This is a genomic window from Pseudomonas sp. 1 R 17, assembly GCF_900067035.1.
Classification (GTDB): Bacteria; Pseudomonadota; Gammaproteobacteria; order Pseudomonadales; family Pseudomonadaceae; genus Aquipseudomonas; species Aquipseudomonas marginalis.
Genome location: NZ_FKLB01000006.1, coordinates 77,977 through 90,790 on the forward strand (window position 1 = coordinate 77,977; position 12,814 = coordinate 90,790).

The 12,814-nt window shown below is 61.4% G+C and carries 13 protein-coding genes; 4 read left to right on the forward strand and 9 right to left on the reverse strand.

Annotation, left to right across the window (positions count from 1 at the left end; genetic code table 11):
- Positions 1-178 precede the first annotated feature (178 nt).
- From BFP99_RS00415 to glyQ, 4 genes are all read right to left on the reverse strand, one after another.
- Positions 179-949: a lysophospholipid acyltransferase family protein gene (locus tag BFP99_RS00415; protein WP_065926814.1), complete on the reverse strand. Its 771-nt coding sequence runs from the start codon at positions 947-949 to the stop codon at positions 179-181.
- Positions 950-1,031: 82 nt separating this feature from the next.
- Entirely contained in the window at positions 1,032-1,568 is a 537-nt protein-coding gene (gene gmhB, locus BFP99_RS00420) for a D-glycero-beta-D-manno-heptose 1,7-bisphosphate 7-phosphatase (RefSeq protein WP_162494271.1), read from the reverse strand.
- 2 nt (positions 1,569-1,570) lie between these two features.
- On the reverse strand, positions 1,571-3,625 hold the full coding sequence (gene glyS, locus BFP99_RS00425) for a glycine--tRNA ligase subunit beta (protein WP_065926815.1): 2,055 nt from the start codon (positions 3,623-3,625) through the stop codon (positions 1,571-1,573).
- Entirely contained in the window at positions 3,622-4,575 is a 954-nt protein-coding gene (gene glyQ, locus BFP99_RS00430; protein WP_003187265.1) for a glycine--tRNA ligase subunit alpha, read from the reverse strand. Before glyQ ends, glyS begins: the two co-directional genes overlap by 4 nt.
- 81 nt (positions 4,576-4,656) lie before the next feature.
- Between glyQ and BFP99_RS00435 the strand changes: the two genes are divergently transcribed.
- Together BFP99_RS00435 and BFP99_RS00440 are read left to right on the forward strand one after the other, a co-directional pair.
- The gene (locus tag BFP99_RS00435; protein WP_065926816.1) at positions 4,657-5,214 is read left to right on the forward strand and encodes a DNA-3-methyladenine glycosylase I; all 558 of its coding nucleotides are present in this window, start codon (positions 4,657-4,659) and stop codon (positions 5,212-5,214) included.
- A gap of 40 nt (positions 5,215-5,254) precedes the next feature.
- Positions 5,255-6,142: a lysophospholipid acyltransferase gene (locus BFP99_RS00440; RefSeq protein ID WP_012721461.1), complete on the forward strand. Its 888-nt coding sequence runs from the start codon at positions 5,255-5,257 to the stop codon at positions 6,140-6,142.
- Positions 6,143-6,259: 117 nt separating this feature from the next.
- Here the strand turns inward: BFP99_RS00440 and BFP99_RS00445 are convergent, their stop codons facing one another.
- From BFP99_RS00445 to def, 5 genes are all read right to left on the reverse strand, one after another.
- Positions 6,260-6,571: a tetratricopeptide repeat protein gene (locus BFP99_RS00445; RefSeq protein WP_065926817.1), complete on the reverse strand. Its 312-nt coding sequence runs from the start codon at positions 6,569-6,571 to the stop codon at positions 6,260-6,262.
- Between the two features lie 18 nt (positions 6,572-6,589).
- The gene (gene trkA / locus BFP99_RS00450; RefSeq protein WP_027608153.1) at positions 6,590-7,963 is read right to left on the reverse strand and encodes a Trk system potassium transporter TrkA; all 1,374 of its coding nucleotides are present in this window, start codon (positions 7,961-7,963) and stop codon (positions 6,590-6,592) included.
- A gap of 22 nt (positions 7,964-7,985) precedes the next feature.
- Positions 7,986-9,296: a 16S rRNA (cytosine(967)-C(5))-methyltransferase RsmB gene (gene rsmB / locus BFP99_RS00455; protein WP_065946449.1), complete on the reverse strand. Its 1,311-nt coding sequence runs from the start codon at positions 9,294-9,296 to the stop codon at positions 7,986-7,988.
- A complete protein-coding gene (gene fmt, locus BFP99_RS00460) occupies positions 9,293-10,246 on the reverse strand; it encodes a methionyl-tRNA formyltransferase (protein ID WP_065946450.1) in 954 nt (317 codons plus the stop codon). The genes rsmB and fmt overlap by 4 nt, the downstream gene beginning before the upstream one ends.
- Positions 10,247-10,315: 69 nt before the next feature.
- Positions 10,316-10,822 carry a peptide deformylase gene (gene def / locus BFP99_RS00465; RefSeq protein ID WP_005783383.1) on the reverse strand — a complete coding sequence of 169 codons (507 nt, stop codon included), beginning with the start codon at positions 10,820-10,822 and terminating at the stop codon, positions 10,316-10,318.
- Between the two features lie 254 nt (positions 10,823-11,076).
- Here def and dprA point away from each other — a divergent pair, with 254 nt between their 5' ends.
- A complete protein-coding gene (gene dprA / locus BFP99_RS00470) occupies positions 11,077-12,180 on the forward strand; it encodes a DNA-processing protein DprA (RefSeq protein WP_065946451.1) in 1,104 nt (367 codons plus the stop codon).
- 75 nt (positions 12,181-12,255) lie between these two features.
- Positions 12,256-12,813 (forward strand): L-threonylcarbamoyladenylate synthase, encoded by a 558-nt coding sequence (locus tag BFP99_RS00475; protein ID WP_027608149.1) that lies wholly within the window; start codon positions 12,256-12,258, stop codon positions 12,811-12,813.
- The last annotated feature ends 1 nt before the right edge of the window (position 12,814 follow it).

Consider the following 12,814-nt stretch of genomic DNA (forward strand, 5'->3'; position numbering starts at 1 on the left):
ACGTACCTTTGTGCTGTGCATAAAAAACCGGTCTCAAGGACCGGTTTTTTAATGCGGAAAAAACTTATGCACGTTTTTTGCGGTTTTGATGGATTTGGAAATATCTAACTAAATCAACTTATTAGGACCAAAAAAAGCCAATTCGCCAACAAAGCGTACACAGGTTATCCACAGATGCTCATACCACCGGCGTCTCCACCACAATCGGCTCCGGCGGCAGGGAACCCATGGCCCGCTGCTGCGCTTCATTCCATGCCTGGGCACGGTCATTCAGCGCGGCAATGGCGCGTGGGCCTTCCCCTTCTGCGTACATTGGCTCGCCTATCACCACAGTGATGGTGCCCGCGCGTTTTGCCCAGCCCGCCTTCGGCCAGAACTTGCCAGCGTTATGCGCAATCGGCAGCACCGGCAGGTTGGCGTTGACTGCCAATGCGGTACCGCCGCGAGAGAACTTGCCTACTGTCCCAAAGGGTACCCGCGTACCTTCCGGGAAGATCAGCACCCACACGCCATCCTTGAGCAGTTCATCGCCCTTCTTGGCGACGTGCTTGAGCGCCGCCTTGGGGTTGTCACGGTCGATGGCGATCGGGCGCAACATGGCCATGGCCCAGCCGAAGAACGGCACGTACAACAGCTCGCGCTTGAGCACCTGGCTCAATGGCGAGAAGTAAGCCGAGAGGAAGAAGGTCTCCCAGGTGCTCTGGTGGTTCGACAGAATCACACACGGCTGGTCCGGTACGTTTTCAGCGCCCTTGATCTCGAAGCGAATGTTCAGGAACACCTTGGTCAGCCACAACGCGCAGCGGCACCAATAGACGTTGATAAAGCGATAGCGCGCCTTGAACGGCAGGAACGGCGCAATAAAAAAGCTCAGGGTGCACCAGAGAAACGAACTGGTGCCCAGCAGCAGGTAAAAGAAAAAGGTTCTGATGGCCTGCAAAATCGACATGGCGGCATTTACCGTTGCGGGACATGGCCCGCCTGTTAAAAGCGCACTCCCGAACAGTCCTTGGCCAGGAAGTCGAGGGCGGCTAGTTGTTGATAAGTTCTGCGGCAACCGCCGCCAGATCGTCAAAAATCAAGGTGCCTACCGGCAGGTTTTTCGCCTGGGTCTTTTCGCCTTTCCCGGTCTTTACCAAAACTGGCTGAGAGTCGACGGCTTTGGCCGCCTCCAGGTCACCGAGGCTGTCCCCGACGAACCATATCCCAGCCAAGGGCACCTTGTAATGTTCTGCAATGATTTTCAACATGCCAGGCTTGGGTTTGCGGCAATCGCATCCCTCATCCGGCCCGTGAGGGCAGTACACCACCAGCCCCACTTCCCCGCCCTGCTCCGCCACCAGGGTGCGCAAGCGCGCGTGCATGGCGTCCAGGGTGGCGATGTCGTAATAGCCGCGGGCGATGCCGGACTGGTTGGTGGCGATGGCCACCGTCCAGCCGGCTTTGCTCAACTGCGCGATGGCCTCGATCGAACCGGGCAGTGGAATCCATTCCGCCACCGACTTGATGTAAGCGTCGGAGTCGTAGTTGATCACCCCGTCCCGATCGAGAATCAGCAGTTTCAACATGGTCAGCTCAGCGTCGAAATGTCAGCGATGTTGACGAACAGGCCACGCAGACGCGCCAGCATGGCGTAGCGGTTTTTCCGCACGCCGGCATCTTCGGCATTGATCATCACCGCTTCGAAGAACGCATCCACCGGCTCACGCAAGGTCGCCAGGCGTGCCAGGGCTTCGGCGTAATTGCGTTCGGCGATCAGCGGCTTCACCGCGTTCTCTGCCTTGGCAATGGCTGAGTTCAGCGAGAACTCCTTGGCGTCGGCAAACAGGCCTGGGTCGACATCGGCGTTGCCCAGGCCTTCGGCCTTGCCCAGCAGGTTCGACACTCGCTTGTTCACAGCGGCCAGGGCGTCGGCTTCCGGCAGCTTACGGAACGCCTGTACGGCTTGTACGCGCTGATCGAAGTCCAGTGCCGAACCCGGTTGCAGGGCACGTACCGACAGGTAGACGGAAACGTCCACGCCTTCGTCTTCATAACGCGCACGCAGGCGGTCGAACACGAACTCCAGCACTTGCTCGGCCAGGCCGGCTTGCTTGACCTTGCCACCGAACTGGCCGACCGCGAACACCACGGCCTGGGTCAGGTCGAGGTCGAGCTTCTTGTCGATCAGGATACGCAGCACGCCGAGGGCCGCGCGACGCAGGGCATACGGGTCTTTGCTACCGGTAGGCAGCATGCCGATACCGAAGATACCGACGAGGGTATCCAGCTTGTCGGCGATGGCCACGGCCGCACCGGTCAGGGTGGTCGGCAGCTCGGCGCCGGCGCCACGCGGCATGTACTGCTCGTTCAGCGCCAGCGCGACATCGTCCGCCTCGCCATCGTTGAGGGCGTAGTAGTAACCGGCAACGCCCTGCATCTCCGGGAACTCGCCGACCATTTCGGTGGCCAGGTCGCACTTGGACAGCAAGCCTGCACGCGCAGCCCAGGCGGCATCACCGCCGATGCGTGGGGCAATGTAGGCCGCCAGCTTGGAAACGCGCACGGCCTTGTCGTAGACGCTGCCGAGTTTTTCCTGGAATACCACGTTCTGCAGGCGCAGGTTGAAGTCTTCGAGTTTCTGCTTCTTGTCTTGCTTGAAGAAGAACTCGGCGTCAGTCAGGCGCGGACGCACGACTTTCTCGTTACCGGCGATGATCTGCTGCGGGTCCTTGCTTTCGATGTTGGCCACGGTGATAAAGCGCGGCAGCAACTTGCCGTCTACGTCCAGCAGGCAGAAATACTTCTGGTTGTCCTGCATGGTGGTGATCAGCGCTTCCTGCGGCACATCGAGGAAACGTTCTTCGAACGAGCACACCAGCGGCACCGGCCATTCAACCAGCGCGGTCACTTCGTCGAGCAGGCTTGGCGGCACGATGGCGGTGCCTTCCTGCAGGCGGGCGAGTTCTTCGGTGCGCTTGCTGATCAGCTCGCGACGCTCGTTGGCATCGGCCAGCACGTAGGCAGCACGCAGATCGGCGGCATAGTTAGCCGGCGAAGTGATGCGCACCGCTTGTGGATGGTGGAAGCGATGGCCACGGGAATCACGGCCAGCTTTCTGGGCGAGGAGGGTGCAATCGATGACCTGGTCACCGAGCAGCATTACCAGCCACTGGGTCGGGCGTACGAACTCTTCCTTGCGCGCGCCCCAGCGCATGCGCTTGGGAATCGGCAGGTCGTTCAGGGAGTCTTCGACGATGGTCGGCAACAGGCTGGCGGTGGGCTTGCCTGTGATGACCTGGCTGAAACGCAGTTTCGGACCGCTCTGGTCGATCTCGCTCAGCTCCACACCGCACTTCTTGGCGAAGCCCAGTGCGGCTTGGGTCGGGTTGCCTTCGGCGTCGAAAGCCGCCTGGCGTGGCGGGCCGTCGAGGTTGATGCTGCGGTCCGGCTGCTGGGTTTCCAGCGCGGTCAGCAACACGGCCAGGCGGCGCGGCGCGGCGTAGACTTTCTTCGCTTCAAACTTCAGGCCGGCGCTCTGCAGGCCTTTTTCGATACCGGCCAGGAACGCATCGGCCAGGGTATTGAGTGCCTTGGGTGGCAGCTCTTCGGTGCCCAGTTCAACCAGGAAATCTTGAGCACTCATTGTGCAGCCTCCAGCTTAGCCAACACTTCATCACGCAGGTCCGGGGTGGCCATCGGGAAGCCCAGCTTGGCGCGAGCCAGCAGGTAGGCTTGGGCGACGGAACGCGCCAGGGTGCGTACACGCAGGATGTATTGCTGGCGCGCGGTTACCGAGATGGCACGGCGGGCGTCCAGCAGGTTGAAGGTATGGGAGGCCTTCAACACCATTTCATAGCTCGGCAACGGCAGCGGCTGGTCGAGTTCGATCAGGCGCTTGGCTTCGCTTTCATAGAAGTCGAACAGTTCGAACAGCTTGTCGACGTTGGCGTGTTCGAAGTTGTAGGTCGATTGCTCCACTTCGTTCTGGTGGAACACATCGCCATAGGTCACTTTGCCGAACGGGCCGTCAGCCCACACCAGGTCGTAGACCGAATCCACGCCCTGCAGGTACATGGCCAGGCGCTCGAGGCCGTAGGTGATCTCGCCGGTCACCGGGTAGCACTCGATGCCACCGGCCTGTTGGAAGTAGGTGAACTGGGTGACTTCCATGCCATTGAGCCAGACTTCCCAGCCCAGGCCCCAGGCGCCGAGGGTGGGCGACTCCCAGTTGTCTTCGACGAAACGGATGTCGTGCACCAGCGGGTCGAGGCCCACGTGCTTGAGCGAGCCCAGGTACAGTTCCTGGAAGTTGTCCGGGTTCGGCTTCAGGACTACCTGGAACTGATAGTAGTGCTGCAGACGGTTCGGGTTTTCGCCGTAGCGGCCGTCAGTCGGGCGACGACTGGGCTGCACATAAGCGGCGTTCCAGGTTTCCGGGCCGATGGCCCGCAGGAATGTAGCGGTGTGGAAAGTGCCGGCGCCTACTTCCATATCGTAGGGCTGAAGTACCACACAACCTTGCTCGGCCCAGTATTGCTGGAGGGCGAGGATCAAGTCTTGGAAGGTACGCACGGCTGGCGTAGGCTGGCTCACGAAATTCACCTGTTACTTGGGCTGCGATTTAAAGAGCGGGAGTATACCCGATTCGGCCGCGCCACCATCCCCTGGAGCCTTATGCCACGCTGCTTTTGGTGTTCTGAAGATCCGCTGTACATGGCTTATCACGATCAGGAGTGGGGAACGCCGCTGCGCGATGCGCAGGGTTTGTTCGAGTTGCTTTTGCTCGAAGGGTTCCAGGCGGGCCTGTCCTGGATCACCGTTTTACGCAAACGCGAGCATTATCGAAAGGTCTTGTTTGGTTTTGATGCCCGGCGTCTGGCACAGCTGACCGATGCCGAGATCGAAGCGCTGATGCTTGACCCTGGCATTGTGCGTAACCGCCTCAAGCTCAACGCCACCCGGCGCAACGCCGCAGCCTGGCTGGCGCTTGAAGATCCGGTGGGGTGGCTCTGGTCGTTTGTCGGCGGCGTGCCCAAGGTCAACCATTTCAAGGACCGCAGCGAAGTGCCTGCGATTACGCCGGAGGCTGAAGCCATGAGCAAAGCACTCAAGAAAGCCGGCTTCACCTTTGTCGGCCCGACCATCTGTTACGCGTTCATGCAGGCCTCGGGCATGGTCATGGACCACACCCAGGACTGCGACCGTTACGCGGACTTGGCCAACGCCGGTTAGAATGGCGGCTTTGCGCACCACACACGATCAGGAGTGACCTGTGGAAAAGTTTAAAGGCGCCTTGCTGGTAGGCGCTCTTCGGTTGTTTGCCCTATTGCCCTGGCGCGCGGTTCAAGCGGTCGGCACGGCCATCGGCTGGATCATGTGGAAAACCCCTAACCGCTCCCGTGACACGGTGCGGATCAACCTCTCTAAATGCTTCCCGGACATGGACCCCGCCGCGCGCGAGCGCCTGGTTGGCCAGAGCCTGAAGGACATCGGCAAGTCCCTGACCGAAAGCGCCTGCGCCTGGATCTGGCCGGCCCAGCGCTCCATCGACCTGGTGCGTGAAGTCGAAGGCCTTGAGGTGCTGCACGAAGCCCTGGCCTCGGGCAAAGGTGTGGTCGGCATCACCAGCCACCTGGGCAACTGGGAGGTGTTGAACCACTTCTATTGCAGCCAGTGCAAACCGATCATTTTTTACCGCCCGCCCAAGCTCAAGGCAGTGGACGAGTTGCTGCGCAAGCAGCGCGTACAACTGGGTAACCGCGTGGCGGCGTCCACCAAGGAAGGCATCCTCAGTGTGATCAAGGAAGTGCGCAAGGGCGGCCAGGTGGGTATTCCGGCCGACCCGGAGCCGGCCGAGTCCGCAGGGATCTTCGTGCCGTTCTTCGCCACCCAGGCGCTCACCAGCAAGTTCGTGCCGAACATGCTCGCCGGCCACAAGGCCGTGGGGGTGTTCCTGCATGCGCTGCGGCTGCCGGACGGTTCGGGCTACAAAGTGATCCTGGAAGCGGCGCCGGAAGACATGTACAGCACCGACACCGCCACCTCCTGCGCGGCGATGAGCAAAGTGGTGGAGCGTTATGTCGGCGCCTACCCGAGCCAGTACATGTGGAGCATGAAGCGCTTCAAGAAACGCCCGCCGGGTGAAGAGCGGTGGTACTGACCCACTGCTGACTAAATGTGGGAGGGGGCTTGCTCCCGATAGCGGTGGTTCAGTCAACTATGCATTGGCTGACACACTGCTATCGGGAGCAAGCCCCCTCCCACATTTTCGATCTGCTTAGCTTTGGCGGTCGAGTTTCTTCAGGAACACCGTCATTTCTTTCTCGGCCTGCTTGTCGCCATGGGCCTGGGCCGCTTCGATGCCCTTCTCCCACGCCTGTCGCGCCGCGGCGTTATCACCCTGCCCCAGCTGCGCCTTGCCCAACAACTTCCACGCCGCCGAATACTTCGGATCGAACTCGACGCATTTGTGCAAATGCTCCGCCGCCTTGGCATTGTCCTTCAGGTCCAGATAACCCTTGCCCAGCCCAAAGCGCAGCAGGGAATTATCCACACCCTTGGCGAGCATTTTTTCCAGGGATTCGAGCATGTCGGTCACTCCGGTTGATCAGAAAAAGCTCAATCCCACGTGGAACAGCTTCTCCACATCGCGGATATGTTTTTTATCCACCAGGAACAGGATCACGTGGTCACCCGTGGCGATCACCGTGTCGTCGTGGGCGATGATCACTTCCTCATCACGAATGATTGCGCCAATGGTGGTGCCCGGCGGCAGGCCTATATCGCGGATGGCCTTGCCGATCACTTTGCTCGACTTCGAATCACCGTGGGCAATCGCCTCGATGGCCTCCGCCGCCCCCCGGCGCAGGGAGTGCACGCTGACAATATCGCCACGACGCACGTGGGCAAGCAAGGTGCCGATGGTGGCCAACTGTGGGCTGATGGCGATGTCGATATCGCCGCCCTGGATCAGGTCGACATAGGCCGGGTTGTTGATGATGGTCATGACCTTCTTGGCCCCCAGCCGCTTGGCCAGCAAGGACGACATGATGTTGGCCTCGTCATCGTTGGTCAGGGCCAGGAAGATATCCGCGTCGGCGATGTTTTCTTCCATCAGCAGGTCGCGGTCCGAGGCACTGCCTTGCAGTACGACCGTGCTGTCCAGGGTGTCGGACAAATGCCGGCAGCGTGCCGGGCTCATCTCGATGATTTTCACCTGGTAGCGACTCTCGATCGCTTCGGCCAGGCGCTCGCCAATCTGCCCGCCGCCGGCGATGACGATGCGTTTGTAGCTCTCATCGAGCCGACGCATTTCACTCATGACGGCACGAATATTCGCTTTGGCGGCGATGAAGAATACTTCGTCATCGGCCTCGATCACCGTATCGCCCTGGGGCAGGATCGGCCGGTCACGTCGGAAAATCGCGGCTACGCGGGTTTCCACATTCGGCATGTGTTCACGCAGTTGACGCAATTGCTGACCCACCAGCGGCCCACCGTAGTAGGCCTTCACCGCCACCAGTTGCGCCTTGCCGCCGGCGAAGTCGATCACCTGCAAGGCGCCCGGGATTTCGATCAGGCGCTTGATGTAGTGGGTGACGACCTGTTCCGGGCTGATCAGAACGTCCACGGGGATGGCGTCGTTATCGAACAGGCCGGCGCGGGTCAGGTAGGCGGCTTCACGCACCCGGGCGATCTTGGTCGGGGTGTGGAACAGGGTGTGGGCGACCTGGCAGGCGACCATATTGGTCTCGTCGCTGTTGGTGACCGCGACCAGCATGTCGGCGTCGTCGGCACCCGCCTGACGCAGCACGGTGGGAAACGACGCCCGGCCTTGTACGGTGCGGATATCCAGGCGGTCGCCCAGGTTGCGCAGGCGCTCGGCATCGGTGTCGACCACGGTGATGTCATTGGCTTCACTGGCCAAATGTTCGGCCAGTGTGCCGCCAACCTGCCCTGCTCCAAGGATGATGATTTTCATCCGGTCACTCCCTTAAACCCGTTCAGCCGCGCGCGGCGGCGATCTTGATCAGTTTGGCGTAGTAGAAACCATCATGCCCGCCTTCCTGCGCGAGTAACTGGCGGCCATGGGGCTGCTTGATACCAGCTGCCGTGGCGAGGTCCAGTTCCCGCGCGCCGCTGGTGCGGGCGAGAAAGGCTTCGATCACCTCGGTGTTTTCGGTGGGCAAGGTGGAGCAGGTGGCGTAAAGCAGGATGCCGCCGACTTCGAGGGTCGGCCACAGTGCGTCGAGCAGTTCGCCTTGCAGCACCGCCAGGGCGGTGATGTCGTCGGGTTGGCGGGTGAGCTTGATGTCCGGGTGACGGCGGATCACACCGGTGGCGGAACACGGCGCGTCAAGCAGGATGCGTTGGAACGGTTTGCCGTCCCACCAGGTGGCGGTGTCGCGGCCGTCGGCAGCGATCAGCTCGGCGCTGAGGCCCAGGCGTGCGAGATTCTCCCGTACACGCACCAGACGCTTGGCTTCCAGATCGACCGCCACTACACCGGCCAGGTCCTTTTCAACTTCGAGGATGTGACACGTCTTACCGCCTGGAGCACAGCAGGCGTCCAGTACACGCTGACCGGGAGCCAGGTCGAGCAGGTCGGCGGCCAGTTGCGCGGCTTCGTCCTGCACACTGATCCAGCCTTCGGCGAAGCCCGGCAGGCTGCGCACGTCGGTGGCCGCTTCCAGCACAATGCCGTCGCTGCTGTACACGCAGGGCGTAGCGTTAATACCTGCGCTCGTCAGCAAGTGCAGATACGCATCACGGCGGTGATGGCGGCGGTTGACCCGCAGGATCATCGGCGGGTGCGCGTTGTTGGCCGCGCAAATGGCTTCCCATTGCTCGGGCCAGAAGGCCTTCAGGGATTTTTGCAGCCAGCGCGGGTGAGCGGTGCGCACCACCGGGTCATGTTCCAACTCGGCCAGCAGCGCTTCGCTTTCGCGCTGGGCGCGGCGCAGTACCGCATTGAGCAGGGCCTTGGCCCAGGTTTTTTTCAGCTTGTCGGCGCAACCGACGGTTTCACCGATGGCGGCGTGGGCCGGCACGCGGGTGTAGAGCAGCTGATAGAGACCGACCAGCAGCAGCGCCTCGACATCAGCATCGGCCGCCTTGAACGGTTTTTGCAGCAGCTTGGCTGCCAGCGCCGACAACCGTGGTTGCCAGCGGGCGGTGCCGAAGGCCAGGTCCTGGGTGAAACCACGATCGCGGTCTTCGACCTTGTCCAACTGCGTGGGCAGCGAACTGTTCAGCGAAGCCTTGCCGTTGAGTACGGCGGCCAGGGCCTTGGCGGCGGCCAGACGTGGGTTCATTGGGTTGCCACCCCGAGGATCGTGCCCAGGGAAAATTTCTCACGGCGACTGTTGTACAAATCGCTGAAACTAAGCGCCTTGCCACCGGGCAATTGCAGACGGGTCAGGCACAGCGCCTGTTCGCCGCAAGCGACCAGCAGCCCCTCCTTGCTGGCACCGATGATTTCACCGGGTGTGCCTTTGCTGTCGGCCAAGGTCGCGGCCAACACTTTCAAGGCCTCGCCATTGAGGGTGCTGTGGCAGATCGGCCACGGGTTGAAGGCACGCACCAGGCGTTCCAGCTCCACAGCCGGGCGGCTCCAGTCGATGCGGGCTTCGTCCTTGTTCAGCTTGTGGGCGTAGGTGGCCAGGCTGTCGTCCTGCACCTCACCTTGCAGGGTGCCAGCGGCGAGACCGGCAATGGCCTGGATCACGGCGGGCGGGCCCATTTCGGCGAGGCGGTCGTGCAGGCTGCCACCGGTGTCTGCGGCCGTGATCGGGGTGGTGACTTTGAGCAGCATCGGGCCGGTGTCCAAACCCGCCTCCATGCGCATCACCGTCACGCCGCTTTCGCTGTCGCCTGCCTCCACGGCACGTTGGATCGGCGCCGCACCGCGCCAGCGTGGCAGCAGTGAGGCGTGGCTGTTGATACAGCCCAGGCGTGGAATATCCAGCACGACCTGGGGCAGGATCAAACCGTAGGCCACCACCACCAGCAAGTCCGGTTGCAGCGCCGCCAGTTCAGCCTGGGCCTCGGCGTTGCGCAGGGTCGGCGGTTGCAGCACGGGGATGTTGTGCTCAAGCGCCAACTGCTTGACCGGGCTTGGCATCAGTTTTTGCCCGCGACCGGCCGGGCGATCCGGCTGGGTGTACACCGCGACGATGTCATAAGGGCTGGCAAGCAGGGCCTTGAGGTGTTCGGCGGCAAATTCAGGCGTGCCGGCAAAAACAATGCGCAATGGCTCGGTCATGGGAGGTCTCGGTTAAAAGCAGTCACAAAAGAAAAAGGCTTGCCGCAGCAAGCCTTTGGAAGGAGGGCATCAAGCTTGCTGGCGATGCTTTTTTTCCAGCTTCTTCTTGATCCGGTCGCGTTTGAGCGTGGACAGGTAATCGACAAACAGCTTGCCGTTGAGGTGGTCGCATTCGTGCTGGATGCACACGGCCAGCAGGCCTTCGGCAATCAGTTCGAACGGCTTGCCATCGCGGTCGAGGGCCTTGATCTTCACGCGCAGCGGGCGCTCGACGTTCTCGTAGAACTCCGGTACCGAGAGGCAGCCTTCCTGGTATTCGCCCATCTCGTCGGTCAGCGGTTCGAACTCGGGGTTGATGTACACCCGTGGTTCGCTGCGATCTTCCGACAGGTCCATGACCACGACGCGCAGATGCACGTTGACCTGGGTGGCGGCGAGGCCGATACCAGGCGCTTCATACATTGTTTCAAACATGTCATCGACCAGCTGACGAACCTTGTCGTCCACTACGGCCACCGGCTTGGCGATTGTGCGCAGGCGCGAGTCGGGGAATTCGAGGATGTTCAAAATAGCCATAAGCGTAATTGCTGCACATGTGAGGTAAAGGCAAATCGGCGGTGGGAATGGACCCATACGGCCGGTGTGAAACGCCCGAAAGCCGCGAAGGCCCTGGCATTTCACGCGAACGCACATAATAAAGGAGATTCACCCCATGAGGAAATCGCTACTTATCCCCCCGTTTCGAGACTGCCCCTCGACCGTAATAAATAGCCTCCTAAATAAGTTACCAACAGAGTTATCCACAGCTTGTTCCGGTCAAGGATGATCAGATGCTTTCGAAAAACTGCAATGAAATTTCCCCTTCAGAACTGGAAGCCCGCCTACGCCTGCACAGGCTGCCGGAGGTAGGCCCGAAGCGTTTTCGGTTGTTGATCGAAGCGTTCGGCAGCGCTTCAAAGGCCATCGGTGCCCCGGCCAGCGCGTGGCGCTCCTTGGGGTTGTCACCCATCAGCGCCGATGCCCGCCGTAGCCATGAGATCCGCGACGGTGCCAGTCAGGCGTTGGCCTGGTTGGAACGTCCGGACCAGCATTTGCTGATGTGGGACCAACCTGAGTACCCGGCACTGCTCGCCCAGATAGATGACGCCCCGCCGCTTTTATTTGTCGCCGGCGCCCCCGGGATCCTGGAAAAACCGCAACTGGCGATGGTCGGCAGCCGCCGTGCATCCCGCCCCGGCATGGACACGGCCGCTGCATTTTCCCGCAGCCTGGCGAGCGCCGGTTTTGTCATCACCAGTGGCCTTGCGCTGGGTATCGACGGTGCGGCCCATCAAGCCGCTTTGGATGTGGGGGGGCATACAATCGGCGTACTCGGCACGGGCCTGGAAAATCTTTATCCACAGCGCCATCGACGGCTTGCGGCGGCGATGATTGCCCAAGGCAGCGCAGTGGTTTCCGAGTTTCCGCTGGACGCCGCGCCCCAGGCCGGTAACTTCCCCCGACGCAACCGCATCATCAGCGGCCTGTCCCTGGGCGTGCTGGTGGTGGAGGCCAGCATGGCCAGCGGCTCGCTGATCACTGCCAAGCTCGCGGCCGAGCAAGGGCGCGAGGTGTATGCAATCCCGGGCTCCATCCATCATCCCGGGGCCAAGGGGTGTCACCAGTTGATCCGTGATGGTGCGATGCTGGTGGAAACCATTGAACACATCCTCGAAGGCTTGCGTGGTTGGCAGGCATTGTCGCGCCCGGCGCCGATGCCTGTGATACATCCGTTGGTGGCGCTGTTGCACGCGGCGCCCCATACCAGCGAAGCCCTGGCGCTGGTCAGTGGGCGGCCGTTGGCCCAGGTGTTGGCGACCCTCACGGAGTTGGAACTTGAAGGCCTGGTGATCTGCGAAAGCGGGCGCTGGCTTGCGCGTGGCCAGCTTTTGTAGCGGCCAGCTTTTTGGAACTAGGTTTTGTAAAGAAGATCGGTAAACTGCCCAGAGCTTTAGTCCGGAGAGTAAATAATGGTCAACAGGTGGCGTGTGCTGGAAGCCGCACGAGAAATTCGCGCAGGCGCGGTGATTGCCTATCCAACCGAAGCGGTCTGGGGCCTGGGTTGCGATCCATGGAACGAAGAGGCGGTGGATCGGCTGCTGGCGATCAAGAACCGTTCGGTGGACAAGGGCCTGATCCTGGTGGCAGACAATATTCGCCAATTCGACTTTCTGTTCGAAGACTTCCCGGATACCTGGATCGAACGCATGGCCAGCACCTGGCCCGGACCGAATACGTGGCTGGTGCCGCATCAGGATTTGTTGCCGGAATGGGTCACCGGTGTGCACGACACGGTGGCGCTACGGGTGAGCGATCATCCGCTGGTACGGGACTTGTGCGCGCTGGTGGGACCGTTGATTTCCACCTCAGCCAACCCCCAGGGCCGCCCGGCGGCGCGCACGCGGATTCGTGTGGAGCAGTACTTTCGCGGGCAGGTGGATCTGGTTCTGGGTGGTGCCCTGGGTGGGCGCAAGAACCCGAGCCTGATTCGCGATTTGGCAACGGGTGAGGTGGTGCGGCCTTCCTGAG

Excerpts from the sequence above, each read along its gene's own strand:
- trkA (WP_027608153.1), bottom strand. The coding sequence starts at position 7,963 with ATGAAAATCATCATCCTTGGAGCAGGGCAGGTTGGCGGCACACTGGCC.
- glyS (WP_065926815.1), bottom strand. The coding sequence starts at position 3,625 with ATGAGTGCTCAAGATTTCCTGGTTGAACTGGGCACCGAAGAGCTGCCA.
- fmt (WP_065946450.1), bottom strand. The coding sequence starts at position 10,246 with ATGACCGAGCCATTGCGCATTGTTTTTGCCGGCACGCCTGAATTTGCC.
- BFP99_RS00445 (WP_065926817.1), bottom strand. The coding sequence starts at position 6,571 with ATGCTCGAATCCCTGGAAAAAATGCTCGCCAAGGGTGTGGATAATTCC.
- rsmB (WP_065946449.1), bottom strand. The coding sequence starts at position 9,296 with ATGAACCCACGTCTGGCCGCCGCCAAGGCCCTGGCCGCCGTACTCAAC.
- BFP99_RS00415 (WP_065926814.1), bottom strand. The coding sequence starts at position 949 with ATGTCGATTTTGCAGGCCATCAGAACCTTTTTCTTTTACCTGCTGCTG.
- dprA (WP_065946451.1), top strand. The coding sequence starts at position 11,077 with ATGCTTTCGAAAAACTGCAATGAAATTTCCCCTTCAGAACTGGAAGCC.
- BFP99_RS00435 (WP_065926816.1), top strand. The coding sequence starts at position 4,657 with ATGCCACGCTGCTTTTGGTGTTCTGAAGATCCGCTGTACATGGCTTAT.
- gmhB (WP_162494271.1), bottom strand. The coding sequence starts at position 1,568 with ATGTTGAAACTGCTGATTCTCGATCGGGACGGGGTGATCAACTACGAC.
- BFP99_RS00475 (WP_027608149.1), top strand. The coding sequence starts at position 12,256 with ATGGTCAACAGGTGGCGTGTGCTGGAAGCCGCACGAGAAATTCGCGCA.
- def (WP_005783383.1), bottom strand. The coding sequence starts at position 10,822 with ATGGCTATTTTGAACATCCTCGAATTCCCCGACTCGCGCCTGCGCACA.